This is a genomic window from Archangium violaceum, from assembly GCF_016859125.1.
In the GTDB taxonomy this organism is placed as follows: Bacteria; Myxococcota; Myxococcia; order Myxococcales; family Myxococcaceae; genus Archangium; species Archangium violaceum_A.
Window position 1 is genome coordinate 11,709,721 of record NZ_CP069338.1, and the last position, 14,322, is coordinate 11,724,042.

Annotated in this window: 13 protein-coding genes; 4 read left to right on the plus strand and 9 right to left on the minus strand. The window is 68.3% G+C overall.

What is annotated here, in order from left to right; genetic code table 11:
• The first annotated feature begins 42 nt into the window (after window positions 1-42).
• Both JQX13_RS49440 and JQX13_RS49445 read left to right on the plus strand, forming a co-directional pair.
• Window positions 43-1,056: a zinc-dependent alcohol dehydrogenase family protein gene (locus tag JQX13_RS49440; RefSeq protein WP_203406341.1), complete on the plus strand. Its 1,014-nt coding sequence runs from the start codon at window positions 43-45 to the stop codon at window positions 1,054-1,056.
• Between the two features lie 115 nt (window positions 1,057-1,171).
• The gene (locus JQX13_RS49445; RefSeq protein WP_203406342.1) at window positions 1,172-1,729 is read left to right on the plus strand and encodes a hypothetical protein; all 558 of its coding nucleotides are present in this window, start codon (window positions 1,172-1,174) and stop codon (window positions 1,727-1,729) included.
• Window position 1,730: 1 nt separating this feature from the next.
• On the opposite strand, the gene JQX13_RS49450 is transcribed toward JQX13_RS49445, so the two are convergent.
• From JQX13_RS49450 to JQX13_RS55065, 6 genes are all read right to left on the minus strand, one after another.
• A complete protein-coding gene (locus JQX13_RS49450) occupies window positions 1,731-2,225 on the minus strand; it encodes a DUF3592 domain-containing protein (RefSeq protein WP_203406343.1) in 495 nt (164 codons plus the stop codon).
• 181 nt (window positions 2,226-2,406) lie between these two features.
• Complete coding sequence (dhaL, locus tag JQX13_RS49455; protein ID WP_203406344.1) at window positions 2,407-4,104, minus strand: dihydroxyacetone kinase subunit DhaL; 1,698 nt, start codon at window positions 4,102-4,104, stop codon at window positions 2,407-2,409.
• Window positions 4,105-4,131: 27 nt separating this feature from the next.
• Window positions 4,132-5,151: a zinc ribbon domain-containing protein gene (locus tag JQX13_RS49460; protein WP_203406345.1), complete on the minus strand. Its 1,020-nt coding sequence runs from the start codon at window positions 5,149-5,151 to the stop codon at window positions 4,132-4,134.
• 48 nt (window positions 5,152-5,199) lie between these two features.
• Window positions 5,200-5,784: a dihydrofolate reductase family protein gene (locus tag JQX13_RS49465; RefSeq protein ID WP_203406346.1), complete on the minus strand. Its 585-nt coding sequence runs from the start codon at window positions 5,782-5,784 to the stop codon at window positions 5,200-5,202.
• 89 nt (window positions 5,785-5,873) lie between these two features.
• The gene (locus JQX13_RS55060; protein ID WP_239014334.1) at window positions 5,874-6,113 is read right to left on the minus strand and encodes an ATP-grasp domain-containing protein; all 240 of its coding nucleotides are present in this window, start codon (window positions 6,111-6,113) and stop codon (window positions 5,874-5,876) included.
• Window positions 6,076-6,297 carry a hypothetical protein gene (locus JQX13_RS55065; RefSeq protein WP_239014335.1) on the minus strand — a complete coding sequence of 74 codons (222 nt, stop codon included), beginning with the start codon at window positions 6,295-6,297 and terminating at the stop codon, window positions 6,076-6,078. The genes JQX13_RS55060 and JQX13_RS55065 overlap by 38 nt, the downstream gene beginning before the upstream one ends.
• Window positions 6,298-6,639: 342 nt before the next feature.
• Here JQX13_RS55065 and JQX13_RS49475 point away from each other — a divergent pair, with 342 nt between their 5' ends.
• Window positions 6,640-7,371: a class I SAM-dependent methyltransferase gene (locus JQX13_RS49475; protein ID WP_203406347.1), complete on the plus strand. Its 732-nt coding sequence runs from the start codon at window positions 6,640-6,642 to the stop codon at window positions 7,369-7,371.
• Window positions 7,372-7,383: 12 nt separating this feature from the next.
• Here JQX13_RS49475 and pdxY read toward each other — a convergent pair whose 3' ends face one another.
• Window positions 7,384-8,241: a pyridoxal kinase PdxY gene (pdxY, locus tag JQX13_RS49480; protein WP_203406348.1), complete on the minus strand. Its 858-nt coding sequence runs from the start codon at window positions 8,239-8,241 to the stop codon at window positions 7,384-7,386.
• Between the two features lie 66 nt (window positions 8,242-8,307).
• Complete coding sequence (locus JQX13_RS49485) at window positions 8,308-10,545, minus strand: sensor histidine kinase (protein WP_239014336.1); 2,238 nt, start codon at window positions 10,543-10,545, stop codon at window positions 8,308-8,310.
• A gap of 275 nt (window positions 10,546-10,820) precedes the next feature.
• Here JQX13_RS49485 and JQX13_RS49490 point away from each other — a divergent pair, with 275 nt between their 5' ends.
• Window positions 10,821-12,500: a glucosaminidase domain-containing protein gene (locus JQX13_RS49490; protein WP_203406349.1), complete on the plus strand. Its 1,680-nt coding sequence runs from the start codon at window positions 10,821-10,823 to the stop codon at window positions 12,498-12,500.
• Here the strand turns inward: JQX13_RS49490 and JQX13_RS49495 are convergent, their stop codons facing one another.
• Entirely contained in the window at window positions 12,501-14,312 is a 1,812-nt protein-coding gene (locus JQX13_RS49495) for a DUF885 domain-containing protein (protein WP_203406350.1), read from the minus strand. It lies immediately after the preceding gene.
• Between the last annotated feature and the right edge of the window lie 10 nt (window positions 14,313-14,322).

The following is a 14,322-nucleotide window of genomic DNA, read 5'->3' on the forward strand; positions in this document are numbered from 1 at the left end:
GGGTTCTCACGCCAGCGCGAGGCGCGCTAGAAGCCCGGGGACATGAAAGCCTACGAAATTCGCGGCGGATTCGGACTGGACAACCTGGTGTCCTGTGAGCGGCCGGACCCCACGCCCGGTCCCTTCCAGGTCCGGGTCCGGGTGAAGGCCACGAGCCTCAACTATCGCGACCTGATGATGGTGGAGGGCCGCTACAACCCACGGCAGAAGCTGCCTCTCGTCCCCAACTCGGATGGAGCGGGCGTGGTGGATGCCGTGGGCCCGGGCGTCACCCGGGTGAAGCCCGGGGACCGGGTGATGGGCCTCTTCGCACAGTCGTGGCTCGCGGGAGAGGCCTCGCGCACCGTGCAAGCCAGCACGCTGGGTGGGCCCCTGGATGGCGCGCTCGGTGACACGATGCTGCTCCACGAGGAGGGGGTGGTGCTCACGCCCCCGCATCTGTCGGACGAGGAGGCCGCCACGCTGCCGTGCGCGGCCGTCACCGCGTGGAGCGCGCTCGTCACCCAGGGTGGGCTCAAGGCGGGTGACACCGTGCTGCTGCAGGGCACGGGAGGCGTCTCCATCTTCGCGCTGCAGATCGCCCGGATGTTCGGCGCGCGCGTCATCCTCACCTCCAGCCGTGACGACAAGCTGGAGCGCGCCCGCGCGCTGGGCGCCCACGAGGGCATCAACTACGTGACGACGCCGGACTGGGACAAGGCGGCACGCACCCTCACCGGTGGCACGGGCGTGGACCATGTCGTGGAGGTGGGCGGAGCCGGCACCTTCGAGAAGTCCCTGCGCGCCGTGCGTGTCGGAGGGACGGTGTCCGTCATCGGCGTGCTCAGTGGAGGGGCGGGCTCGGCGCCCCTCACTCCCATCCTCATGGGGAATCTGCGCGTGCAGGGCACCTTCGTGGGTCACCGCCAGTCCTTCGAGGCCCTCAACCGCGCGCTGACCCTGCACGGCGTCCGCCCGGTGGTGGACCGGGTCTTCCCGTTCAACGAGACACGTGCCGCCTTCGAGCACCTCAAGAGCGGGGCACACTTCGGCAAGGTCGTCATCCGCGTGGATTGATCCCGAGGACGCCTGGCGGGTGCCCCCCGCGAGCCGGGGGACGCCCGCTCGAAGGGTCGGCGGCTTGCTCCAACTCCAGGGGCATCCTCACCTTCGTCGAGGGAGGAGTGCCTCGATGAAGAGTGAGCGTCTGCCGTGGGCTCTCGGATGGGTGAGCCTGGGCATCGGACTGACGGAACTGACATTTCCGAAAGGCCTCTGTCGCCTCCTGGGCGCCTCGAGGCGCCACTCCGGGCTGGTGAAGGTGCTCGGGATCCGGGAGATCGCCAGCGGTCTGGGACTGCTCACCCAGCGTCATCGGCGGCCCTGGGTCTGGGCGCGCGTGGCGGGTGATGCCATCGACCTCGCGCTCCTGGCGGTGAGCTTCCGGCTTCCGCGCGCGAACCGGGCCTGGCACGGCGCCATCACCGCCGCCTTCGTGGGGGTGACCCTGGTGGACATCTACGCCGCCACCGCGAAGCGGCCCCCTCCCCTCCTTCGCGCCGATGCCGCGATGCCATCACTCGGGATGGAGGTGGAGAGCCGCGGCCCCTCCGAGAGCTGGAGGGGCAGCGGCCTGGCCGAGGACGTGGGCACGAGCGCCCAACAGGGCGACGAGGGCGAGGACGAAGAGGTGAAGCAGCGCAAGATGAGGGAGGCCGAACGGAAGCTCGGACTCCCCGAACTGAGCTGACCTACGGCCCGCGAACCCTGGCTTCAGCCCGCCGCACGTGGTCCTCGTCGACCATGTTGATGCGCGGGTCCGTGGGATCGTAGAGGACCGTGACCGCCTGGCCTGCTTCGTAGTCCTCCAGCAGCGCCACGGGCGACGTCTCGTAGGAACCCTCTCGCACCACGCCCGTTTCGTCCTCGAAGCGGTAGATGAGGATCCGGTGGCTGCTCTCTCGATCCTGCGTCACGTGCGTGAGCGTCCCCAGCACGGGCACACCCTCGCGCAGCAGTTGCCCTTCCCGGCGAAGCTGCCGCACCCCATAGGCGGTCCCCCCCACCCCGAGCAGGCCAGCCACGAGCAGCATCACCACCTCGAGGGGAGAGGGGGTGTCCGACTGGCTCGGCGGCTGGAGGGGTTCGGCCTCCGCACGATCGATGAGCTGATGGCCCCCGTACACGCCCATCAGACACAGGACGAGCCCCAGCAGGATCCGCCACGACCGGCGTTTGTGATTCATCGCGTATGGATTCTACGCCATTCCCAAAGGGTTCGACTCATCTGGCCATGCACGTGAGCGATATCTCGACAATCACCTGACCTTCACCTGACACTCACCTGATGAGAGTTCAAGAATTCTCGGGAGCGACTTGCGAGGATTGACGGAGCCAAACCCTATCCAGGGTGGGAAGGCGCCGGTGTCAGCCGATGCGGGAAGAGAGTGCCTTCAACCAGACGACGACGGCCGCCGCCCCGGCATCGGGAACACCGATGGCGCGCTCGCCAAGATAGCTGGCACGTCCCAGACGCGGCTTCATCCCCGCGGTCGCCTCCGCGCCTCGCTCCGCCGCCAGGACACAGGCGTTCCAGGCCTCGGCGGGCGACTTCCCGGCATTCAGCGCCTGCGAGAAAGCGTCCGCGGCCGGGCGCAGGGCGTCGAGCATCGTGCGGTCTCCAGGACGCGCACCGCCGAGCTCCGCCACGGCCTCGACGCCGGCATGGAAGGCCTCGGCCCAGCCAGTCGCGTCCGGAGCCACGTCCGCCAGTCGACGGGCGGCGCGCAACAACGCGGTGGCGTAGAACGGGCCCGAGCTCCCACCGATGCCGCGGCGCACGGCCTCGCCCATCGCCGTCAGCGCCCGAGCGGGATTCGTCCAGGAGGACTCGGGCAGGGCGCGCAGGGCCGCCGCGCCACGCGCCATGCTGATGCCGAGATCTCCATCTCCCGCCGCGCTGTCGAGCTCGGTCAAGCGCGCTTCGGCCGCATCGAGCGCGTCGGCGACCGTCAGGACCGCCTGCTTGAACCGCTCCATCCCGGGATGCCGCTCACCATCCGCCACGGGTGCTGGCGGCGCGGGCGGCACGGGCCGCACCCGACGTGCGGGAGCGAGCTTGCCGTTGCCCGGCCAGGCCGGTGCGGTGGTGGCCGCGTCCAGCCAGCGCAGCCGCGCGTCATCCACGCTCAACAGGCTCAGCGAACAGCCCGGCATCTCCAGCGCCGTCAGGAACGAGCCGCACCACGCCCGCTCCACGAGGACGCCCCGCTCACGCAGCACGGTCAGGGCGCGGTTGGCCACGATGGCCAGCTCCATGGGCGGAGTACCACCCAGGCCGTTGACCAGCAGGGCCACGCGGGCGCCGGAGCCGATGCCCCGGTCCTCCAGAATGGTCGTCAGCAGGGTGTCCACCAGGGCGTTGGCCGGCTGCATCGGTACGCGCCGCACGCCCTGCTCGCCATGAATGCCCAGACCGAGCTCTATCTCCTCCTCGCCGAGCGTGAAGCCGGGCCGGCCCGCCGCGGGCACGGTACAGGGACCGAGTGCGACCCCCATGGTGCCGAGCTCCGTGGCGGCCGCTTCGGCTTCCCGCGCGACCGCCTCGAGCGAGGCACCCGAGGCGGCAACGGCCCCGGCGACCTTGTGCACCAGCACGGTCCCCGCGATTCCCCGGCGGCGACTCGGCTCGACGGTGTCACGCAGGGAGACATCGTCGGCGACCACGACGACCTCCGTCGGGATGCCCTCCGCGCGCGCCAGCTCGGCGGCGAGACCGAAGTTGAGCCGATCGCCGGTGTAGTTCTTCACGACCAGGAGCGCCCCCGCCGGTCCCGACACCGCGCGGATCGCCGCCAGGACGGCGTCGGTGCTCGGCGAAGTGAACACATCCCCCGCGACCGCCGCGTGCAGCATGCCAGCGCCCACATAGCCCGCATGCGCCGGCTCGTGTCCGCTGCCTCCTCCGGAGATCACCGCGACCTCTCGCCGATGGGGCTCGGCGGGAATGTCCGCGCGAACCACCACGGATTCACCCTCCAGCAGCGCCTGCTCCGGAGAAAGAGCGACGAGTCCCTCGAGCATCTCCCCCACGACCGCGCGGGGCACATTGACGAGCTTCTTCATCCGCCCAAAGTGGACGCGCGGCCCGAGTCACGTCAAGTGCGAACGCGCTCGCACCACCGCGACATCGATGAGCAGTGCACCCACGAGGAAGAGCCACGGACCCACGAAGGAGGCCAGCCCGGCGATGCCCCAGAGCGTGACGGCCCCGGCGAGCACGGGCAGGAGCCACGAAGGAAGCGAGGCCCGGCTCCGGCGCGATCGGGAGAGCAGCACCAGCCCGCCCAGAATGAGCACCGCCACGGACGCCAACGGACGGCCCCGGCCGGAGGAGGCGTATGCGGAGACGTAGTTCGTCCACATGTTGTAGCGGTATTCGTAGTGGTCCTCGTACTCCCTGCCGAAACCATCCATCGTCCACTCGCGCACGTGGACGGGCTGCATGCCGCCGAGGAAATAACCTCCGCCCTGGCCCCAGGTGAGCAACAGCGCCGCCGCACACACGAGCGCGCCCGCGAGCACCCACCGCCCGAGGCGCCGCTCCTCGGGCGAGGGCGTCCCCTCCTCCTCCCCGAGAGCGGCGAGCGCGCGCCGTTGGTCATAGCCGAGCACGATGGCGGCGAGCAGCCAGAGCAGCGGCACGATGCCGACGCTCAACGAGAGGAACGCATGAACGAACGTGAGCACCGTGAAGGCTGGCAGGAAGAGCGGGTGCTCGGCCGAGCGCACCGCGCGCACCGCCGGCTCCGGGAGGGGACGCCCGGCGGCATGAAGCTCGCGCACGCAGATGAGCACGCCACCGGCGAGCATCACCAACGACCAGACGACGCCAATGCCCGAGAAGAACGGCAGCGCGGAGAGGAGGACGGCCAGCACCACGAGCCCCGCGCCGAGCAGCGCCAGCGAACGTCCAGGAAGGCGCTCGCGAAGGCGCGGGTCCTCGAGCACGGACCGCACCACCTGGGCGGTCTCTCCCGCGGCACGCCGGGTGGCCTCCTTCGCCACCTCGGGAGAAAACCCCTGGCTCGTGGGAGCGATGGGCTCTCCGCAGTGGGTACAGAACCGGCCGTTCTCCGCCGGAAGGGGTTTGCCGCAGTGCGCACAGGACATGAGGGCGGAGCCTACTCCAACGCGTTGCGGGAGGAAGGCTCCCCTGCCTCAGCGCTTGACGGCGTATTGCAGGAGCACGACGCCGTTGCGATACACCTTGGTCGAGAGCAACTCGAGGTCGGCCTTCCGCGCGAGCCGAGGGACGAGCGCCTTGCCCGAACCGAACAGCACCGGATTCACCTTGATGATGACCTCATCGATGAGCCCCGCGTCGAGGAGCGTCGTCGCCAGGAGCCCGCCGCCGGCCAGGTAGATATCCTTGGGGAGACCCATCTGGGCCGCCCGGATGACGCGGCTCATGTCTGTCTGCTTGCCGGGGCGCGTCTTGAGCTCCCGCACGAAGCCGACGACATCCTCACGAACGAGGTGGACGCGCGGGTCCGGGCTCTCCTGCAGGGAGCGAGAGAAGACATAGGTCTCGAAGGAGGGATATGGATCCGTCACCCCCACATTCAGCCCGAATTCGTAGGTGCCGCGGCCCATCAGCACCGTGTCGTACTCCGATGCCAGACTGTAGAGGTAGTCAGTGACGTGCTCTGGCGAGAGATTCGCCGGGAAGTCGTCGACGGAATCATCCTCGCGGGCGATGAAGCCGTCGAGGGACATGGCCACGTGGTATTTGAGCTTGCGCATCTGGAATTGAATGGAAGAGGGAGATGGGCTTCCGCGACAAGCATTTCCCTCAACGACTGTCTCATGACGAACGCGTGCCGACGCACGGCTCACCGGTCCACGCCCAGCAACGTCGCGAACAGCTCGCGCGGGTCGATGCTCGCGGGAAGCCCGGAGACGCCTCCGTCATTCACCTCGACAACGGCCCAGCGACCCTCCTCGAGCATCGCGACATCCAGGGTGAAGAAGCGCGCGTCGATTCTACGGGCGAGTGCCTCGAAGGCGGAGAAGTCCGGCACGTCGACATCGAAGTCATGCGAGGACTCCGCCGCCAGGAGCCGCCCTCGCAATGGCGGAGATCGCGCGCTCCGCGTCTCCCTCGAGCAGGGCGGCCAGATCGATCTGGAACGTATCGATTCCCAGCGCCTCGGCCGCGTCCGCCTCCACGTCGAAGGAATCGAACTGATGCGGATTACGGCCGAACACGATGGCCTGGCGGGGAGCCCTTCCAGCACGGGAAACGAGCGGCATCATGAACCTTTCGTCTGGGGTTGGCGCACCCAGACGACGGCTCGTCACGAGGGCTGACAAAGGCTCGGGGGCTCGTTCGCGGCGGTGGCTGCCATTGCAGCACGGTTTCCCTCGCTCGCTTCAAGAGACGGGATTCGCTCCAGAAAGCTGACAATTCTTTTCCATGAGGGCCAAAGCCCTACCATGGCGATGAACGCGGCGCATCACTGTGTCGGAAAGCAGGCAACTCTGGCTCCGCGATCGACGGCTCTCTGGGTGACTCTCGACCCGAATGAACAAGATGACGCCACCCGAAGCAGGCAGGCCCCTGCTCGAGGGGCGGCACCCGACCCGAGGACGGACATCATGGCGGAGCAATACGACAGCGTGGGGAGCAAGTACGAGCAGTTCAAGAACACAGCCACCCTACCCATCCCGGAGCGACACACCTTCCTCCGGCTGGTGGGGAACCTGGAAGGAAAGAGCGTCCTGGATCTGGCCTGCGGCAGCGGCCACTACTCGCGGCTCTTGAAGGATCATGGCGCCGAGCGGGTGGAGGGCGTGGACATCTCCCCGGAGATGGTCCAGGTCGCGCGTCAGAAGGAGCAGGAGCAACGGAGGGGCGTGCTGTACCACGTCTTCGACGCCGCGGCCCTGCCCCGGCTGGGCGACTTCGATCTGGTGACGGCCGTCTACCTGCTGAACTACGCGCGAACCCGGGACGACATGCTGCGGATGTGCCGGAGCGCCTTCTCCAATCTGAAGGAGGGCGGACGCTGCATCGCCTTCACCATCGATCCCGCCTTCGACCTGCGGCGGTCGAACTGGGCGGAGTATGGCTTCGAGGTGCGAAGCGAGCGCTTCGAAGAGGGACGGTACGTCTGCGAGGCACGGTTCAGCACCGCTCCGAGCACCCCCGTCGAGTACTTCCGCTGGTCCACCCAGGTGTACGAGTCCGTCCTGGCGGAGGCCGGCTTCCGCCAGGTCGCGTGGCACCCCTTCGAGATTCCCGCCGAGGCGCTCGAGAAGTACGGCGAGGCCTACTGGCGGGAGTACCGGGAGAACCCACTCCTCATCGCCCTGAGCGGCCGGAAGTAGCGGGGAGCCGGGTCAGGCCACCCGCTCCACGGCGAATCGCTGGGAGGGGTTCACCAGCTCCTCCTGGGCGGCGACGAGCTGCAGCTCGCGGGTCCCAGCGGCCTGGGTGGCGGAGAAGATGCCGAAGATGGAGGCGGCCGTCTCCCCGAGTGCTTCACCCGCGTCCCGGCCGCGCAGCAGGTGCGAGAGGAAGAGCGCCGCCACGGCGTCACCCGCGCCATTGGGCGGCGGATCGAGGGGGAGCTGAGGCGTGAGGACCAGCCAGGCGCCCGCGTCCGTGGCCGCCATCATCTCGATGGTCCCGGGCGCCGTGCCCTCGCGCAGCAGGCTCGTCACCAGCACCACGCGCGGGCCCTTCTGGCGCAGGGCCGCGGCGGCCTCCAGCGCGTCCGCCAGGGTGTGCACGGTGCGGCCCGTGAGGAACTCCAGCTCGAACTGGTTGGGGGTGATGATGTCCGCGGAGGGGACGGCCCGCTCGCGCAGGAACTCGGGGATGCCCGGCCGCACGAAGATGCCACGGCCCACGTCCCCAATCACCGGATCACAGCAGTACAATGCCCGCGGGTTGGCCGCCCGCACCTGCGCGACCGCGTCGAGGATGGTCGAGCCGGTCGCCGCGTCGCCCATGTAGCCGGACAGCACGGCCTGACACTCCGCCAGCACACCGCGCTCGGCGATGCCGTTCACCACCTCCGCGACATGCGAGGGCTCGAATACCTGCCCGCGCCAACGGCCGTAACCGGTGTGGTTGCTGAACTGCACGGTGTTGACCGACCACACCTCGTGACCGAGGCGCTGCAGGGGAAAGGTCGCCGACCGGTTGCCGACGTACCCATAGGCGACATGCGACTGAATGGAGAGGATGGCCACGAGGTATTCTCTGCCACGGAGCCGGGCGCGAATCCACCCTCATGCATGGAATGCACGGGTGGGCCCCTATGCCGCCTCCTCGGCCAGAATGTAGGGAAGCTCCAGCGTGAACGTGGCCCCGCGTCCCGGCCCGTCGCTGTGCGCCGACAGCGAGCCCCCCATCTCCTGGGCCGCCAGGGCGCTGGAGTGCAGACCGAAGCCGTGCCCCTCGTCCCGGGTGGTGAAGCCGTACTGGAAGATGCGGGTGAGCATCTCCGGCGAGATGCCCATGCCGCTGTCCCGCACCTCGATGCGGACGCGCCCGTCGAGGCAGCGCTCCATCCTCAAGGTCAGACGCCGCTCGTCCGCGGGCACCGAATCCAGGGCGTGCCAGGCGTTGCTGATCAGGTTGACGAGGATCATCAACACCTTGTGCTTGTCGGTCAGCACGGGCGGCAGCGCGGCCAGGTGCCGCTCCACCTTCACCTGATGGCGGGTGAGCCCGGCCACGTTGATGCGCAGCGCGTCCTCCACCAACGGCTCCAGGTGCACGGGCTCGTGCATCCGGGGCGTGCGGGCGTAGCGCTGCTGCACCTTGACGATGTCGCCGATGTGCTCGGTGTACCGGCCCACGTCGTCGAGCAACGCGACGAGCTCCTCGCGTTCCTCCAACAGGTTCTGCCCCAGCTTGCGCAGGAAGGGCGTCACATGCTGGCCGCGCTCGTCCCGGGTGAGGAAGCCGCCAAGGTCGGACCGGTGCTCCTCGAGCATGCCCGCCACCCGGCCCACCTGCTCGAGCCGCATCTGGCCCATCCGCTCCCGGGCGAGCTGGGCCGAGGTGTAGACGCTGTTGAGCACGTTGCCCACGTTGTGCAGCACGTTGGTGGCGATCTCCGCCATGCCCGCGCGCCGGGCCGCCTGCACCAGCTGGTGATGGACCTCCCTCAGCTCGCGGGTGCGCTCCTCCACCCGCTGCTCCAGCCCCTCATTGGCCTGCAGCAGGGCCTCCTCGCGATGCTGGACCTTGTCCGCCATCACCCGGAAGGCCCGGGCCAGCTGGCCCAGCTCGTCTTCGCGCGAGGTATCCAGCTCGACATGGAAGTCCCCCGCGGCCACCCGGTCCGCGGCCTGGGTGAAGGCCAGCAGCGGGCGGGTGATCTGCTGCTTGAGCACCCAGGACATGATGACCAGCTCCATCACCAGCGAGAACAGGCCGAACAGCAGCACCTGGCGCGCCGCCCGGACGGCGGGCGCGGACACCACGCTCTCGGGCAGCACCGTGACGAAGTTCCAGCCGGGCCCCTTGAAGCGAGCCACGCCGATGTACTCGGAATACTCGGGCAGCTCCGCCACCGGCGGGTCCGCTGGGCGCTTGCGAACCTGCTCGAAGATGCTCCGCAGGTGGCGCTGCTCCTCCTCGGTGACGGTGGGGCCCTTGTCGTTCCGCTCGGGGCCGCCCTGGATGTAATAGACCCCCGTGCCTCCCTCCCGGGTGAGCAGGGAATGGGCGATGAGTTGGCCATCGTCGCGGAAGAGCATGTTGTACGAGCCGGGCAGGTGGTCGTTGATGGTGCGGGTCATCAACTCCTCGATGAGCACGTCGTGGCCGATCGTCGCGACATGGCGGCCGTCCAGGTCCAGCGGCGTGGAGACCGAGACCATCCATTCCCGGGTGACGGGATCCGGGTAGACGCCGCACCAGACCGTCTCCCGCCTGGGGTTCTTCGCTGGCAGGCTCAAGTCGTAGAACTCGAGGCCGAGGAACGAGATGGTGCTCTCGGCGTCCTGGATCCACGTGGGGCCCTCCGGCCAATAGAGCACGAGCACGTCTTCCGGCAGCACGGCATAGGTGTTCGTGAAGCGCGTGTGCAACGCGGGCCCGTATTGAGCGATCACGTCATACGCGGCCAGGATGCGCCGGCGCAGCCCCGCGTCCAGCGGCCGATCCTTCGGGACGATGACGCCCGGCATCCTCTTGCCGTCGAAGCTCTCGGGACGATTGCGGACGGTGCCGTCGGGCAGCCGGACGAAGAGGCTGTCGAAACGCGCGTCCACGTCCTCGTGCTCGAGCGCGCGGATCCGCTCCTCCAGCGCCTTCTGGAGCACGACGTGATTGTCCTGCGCCAGCACGAAGATGCCCTGCTCGCGCTGGCTGCGCTCCACGACGTACCGCTCCAGTCTCCCGAGGTTCTCGGTACGCACGGAGTCGAGCACGTGCAGGTAGCTGAAGAGCGTGGCCAGGGCGACGACTCCGGCGATGCGAACCCCCATCTGCAGGAGCGTCGAGCCGGACAGAGAGGCGGAGGAACGGCGGAGGAACGGCATGTACAGCCTCACTGGAACGGAAGTGCCCCCCCATCCAAAAGAGTACGCCCCTCCTCGCCGTCCCAACCATCGAAAAGGCCTGAGACCTCTGGTGCGGGGGGGCCAGCGCCCCCCATCACCACGCCTTCGCCACGGCCAACCTCGAGGGTCCTTTCCCTCGTGTTCTCGAGGGCTTGGCGTCACGCAGCCTGAATTCGGAGCCGCGTACGCAACATCCTGGGACGCTTCACCGACAATGAGAAAAGTCCTCATCCGACCCAGCGGGAGCCCCCCCCTTGACGACCACCTACGCGGTTCGCAGTGGCGACACCTTGAATGCACTGGCCAGGCGTTTTGGCGTCTCGGCGACCCAGCTGGCCCAGACCAACAACATCAGCAACCCGAACAAGATCAACGTTGGTCAGAAGCTCGTCATCCCCGACGGTTTCGATAACAAGCCCGCCTCCAAGCCGGCCACTTCCAACGCTGGCGACACGTTCGAGGCGGGCGCCCCTTCGTCGGCCGGCGCGGTGCGTGATTCCGGTGGCCGGACCTACCCCGCCTCGGCGGACGGCACGCCCATGTACAAGCAGAGCGATGCGCAGTGGGGCGGCCGTAGCCTGGGCACGGGTAGCAGTATCTCCCTGGCGGGCTGCGCCACGACGTCCACCGCCATGGCCATCAGCAAGATCTCCGGCAAGGCCATCAACCCGGGCGAGCTGGACGCGTACCTGGACAGGAACAAGGGCTACGCGGGCAACGGCATCATGTGGGATACGGCCGCGAAGGCCGCGGGCCTGAGCGCCAGCAAGTCGGCCTGGAGCCTCTCCACCATCAACAAGCAGATCGACGTGGGCCGCCCCGTCGTGGTGGGCGTGGACTACAAGGCCGGCAGCGCTGGCGGCAAGAACGGCACGGATCACTGGATCACCATCACCGGACGCGGCAAGCAGAATGGCAAGGACGTCTACTTCGCCAACGATCCCGCCACCGGCAGCCAGATCACCCTGAGCGAGCAGAACGGCAGGCTCGTCGGCGGTCCGAAGAACTACAAGACGACGGACGAGCTGGTGACGTTCTCCGGCGGCAACCCGAAGCCGGGCACGGCGGCTCCCTCCGCGGACACCTCGACGCCCCCCGCCTCCCCGGCGGCCAACGGCGCGAGCGTGAAGGGCATGGCCCTGCCCTCCGGCGATCTGGAGAAGGGCGCCAGGGGCGCCGAGGTGGAGAAGCTCCAGAAGGCGCTGGTGAAGCTGGGCTTCATGACCCAGGCGGAGATGAACACCGGCCCGGGCACCTTCGGTCCGAGGACCCAGTCGGCCCTCAAGGAGTTCCAGGAAGCGCACGGCGTGAAGAACACCGGCTACTACGGTCCGCTCACGCGCCAGGCGTTCCAGAAGCTGGGCGCCGAGGTCGGTGGCTCGGCGGCGCCCTCCACGGGAGGCACCTCGGGTTCCGGCGGCACCTCGGGCACGGACAGCACCAGTGGCGTGACGGGCCCGCTGCCCACGACGGGCAACGCGTTCATCGACCGCGTCGCGGCGGACGCCATCAAGAGCCAGCGCCAGACGGGCGTTCCCGCCTCGGTGACGCTGGCGCAGGCGCTGCTGGAGAGCGGCGCGGGCAAGTCCAGCCTGGCCACGAAGGGCAACAACTTCTTCGGCATCAAGGGCGAGGGCCCCGCCGGCCACGTCACCATGCCCACGAAGGAGTACTCCAGGTCCAGGGGCTGGCACACGGTGAACGCCAACTTCCGCAAGTACAACACCCCGGCCGAGTCCTTCGCGGACCACGGCAAGTTCCTGCGGGAGAACAAGCGCTACGCCAACGCGTTCAAGCACACCGATGACGCGGCGCAGTTCGCCCGCGAGATCCACAGGGCCGGGTACGCGACGGATCCCGGCTACGCGGACAAGCTCATCTCCATCATCAACAAGTACGATCTGCAGCGCTTCGACCAGATCGGCCGCCAGTAATCACCGGGAGCGCGTCGCGCCAGCGCGGGTCCTGGCCACCCAGGCTTCGACCCGCTGCTCGAGGATGTCCAGAGGGAGTGATCCGTCGAGCAGCACCACGTCGTGGAACTCGCGAACGTCGAAGCGCTCGCCCAGCGCACGCTCGGCACGCGAACGCAGCTCCCGGATCTGGAGCTGCCCCACCTTGTAGGCCAGCGCCTGTCCCGGCCAGGCGATGTACCGGTCGATCTCGTTGACGACATCCAATTCCTGGCGCGGCGAGTGCTCCAGGAAGTAGTCGATGGCCTGCTGCCGGCTCCAGCGCCGGGCATGCATGCCCGTGTCCACCACCAGCCGGACGGCGCGCCACATGTCGTAGGCCAGCTGGCCGAACTTGTCGTACGGGTCATCGTACAAGCCGAGCTCGTCCCCCAGGGTCTCGCAGTACAGGGCCCAGCCCTCACCGTAGGCCACGTGGTAGCCATAACGACGGAACTCGGGGAGGTGGCTCTGCTCGGCGGCGAGTGACGTCTGGAGATGATGCCCGGGCACGGCCTCGTGCAACGTGAGGGGGATCATCTCCCAGACGGGCCGTGTCTCGGGACGGTAGAGATTCACGAGATAGGTGCCCGGGCGGGAACCATCGGACGCGGCGGGGTAGTAGAAGCCGGTGGTGACATCCGGAGCCATGGCGGCCGGGGTCGGCTCCACGCCATAGGGCTGCCGCGGCAGGGTCTTGAACAGCTTCACCAGCAGCGGGTCGATCCGCTTGGAGAGGCCGCGATACCGCAGCAGCAGCTCCTCCCCGCTCTTGCAATAGAACCGCGGCTCCGTGCGCAGGAAGCGGAAGAACTCGTGGAGCGAGCCCTGGAAGCCCGCCTTCGCCTTCACCGCCTCCATCTCGGCACGGATGCGCTGGACCTCGGCGAGCCCGAGCTCGTGGACCTGATCCGGGCTCAGCTTCGTCGTCGTGTACTTGCGGGTGAAGAAACCATACATCTCCGGGCCCTCCGGCAATTGCCAGATGCCCACCTGCTCGGGCGCGGCGGGGATGTACTCGCCCGTCAGGAACCGGTGGAAGCGCGTGAGCGCCGGCAGTACCCCGTTCGCGATGGCGGCGCGGCCCGCGGTGGACAAGCGCCGCTGCTCGGCCGGGGAGATGCTGGAGGGGAAGCGCGTGAAGGGGCTGTAGAACCCGCTCTTCGTGGGGTCTTCCACCCGTTGCTTCTCGAGCTGGGGCGGGATGCGGCGCAGGATGACCTGGGGATGCATGCGGCGCTCGCGCATTCCCTCACGCATGAGCATGATGATCTGATCCACGTACGTGGAGAAGCCGCCGAGACGGGTGATCCACTCCTCGTAGTCCTTCGTCGTCGCGAAGCGCAGCGTGTCGGCGAGCTGGTAGGCCGTCTGGATGCCTGGAGGCTGTTTGATTCCCTCCGGAATGCTCCCTACCTGGTTCGTCGGCAGCAGGTACCACTTGTACCGGTGCTCCTCGACCCACGTCTCGTAATCGCGGCGGAACAGGTCGTAGTCGAGCTGGTCTTCCGCCGAGAGCTTCTTGCGATCCAACTTCGCGAGCTGCGCGAGGACCTGGAGGTTGTGCTGGTGGTCCGCCTCGATGGCGGCGAGGCTGAGATCGTCCCAGCGGTCATTCCAGCGGCGGTCACCCAGCACCGACGCATAGGTCGGGCTGTGCTCCAGCTGGTACTGCCATTCCCGGGCGATCAGCGCCTGGAGTGAGGTCGCGGCAACGTTCTTCTTGTTCGCCTCCGCGGTGAGGGGGAGTGTCGCGATGATTCCCACGGCGAGCCGCCGGACTGCTTGCAGCATGGATCGTCCT

What these genes read in the sequence shown, in the direction of transcription:
- JQX13_RS49440 (WP_203406341.1), top strand. Translation starts at nt 43, where the DNA reads ATGAAAGCCTACGAAATTCGCGGCGGATTCGGACTGGACAACCTGGTG.
- JQX13_RS49460 (WP_203406345.1), bottom strand. Translation starts at nt 5,151, where the DNA reads ATGTCCTGTGCGCACTGCGGCAAACCCCTTCCGGCGGAGAACGGCCGG.
- JQX13_RS49450 (WP_203406343.1), bottom strand. Translation starts at nt 2,225, where the DNA reads ATGAATCACAAACGCCGGTCGTGGCGGATCCTGCTGGGGCTCGTCCTG.
- JQX13_RS49485 (WP_239014336.1), bottom strand. Translation starts at nt 10,545, where the DNA reads ATGCCGTTCCTCCGCCGTTCCTCCGCCTCTCTGTCCGGCTCGACGCTC.
- dhaL (WP_203406344.1), bottom strand. Translation starts at nt 4,104, where the DNA reads ATGAAGAAGCTCGTCAATGTGCCCCGCGCGGTCGTGGGGGAGATGCTC.
- JQX13_RS49475 (WP_203406347.1), top strand. Translation starts at nt 6,640, where the DNA reads ATGGCGGAGCAATACGACAGCGTGGGGAGCAAGTACGAGCAGTTCAAG.
- JQX13_RS49445 (WP_203406342.1), top strand. Translation starts at nt 1,172, where the DNA reads ATGAAGAGTGAGCGTCTGCCGTGGGCTCTCGGATGGGTGAGCCTGGGC.
- JQX13_RS49495 (WP_203406350.1), bottom strand. Translation starts at nt 14,312, where the DNA reads ATGCTGCAAGCAGTCCGGCGGCTCGCCGTGGGAATCATCGCGACACTC.
- JQX13_RS49465 (WP_203406346.1), bottom strand. Translation starts at nt 5,784, where the DNA reads ATGCGCAAGCTCAAATACCACGTGGCCATGTCCCTCGACGGCTTCATC.
- JQX13_RS55065 (WP_239014335.1), bottom strand. Translation starts at nt 6,297, where the DNA reads ATGATGCCGCTCGTTTCCCGTGCTGGAAGGGCTCCCCGCCAGGCCATC.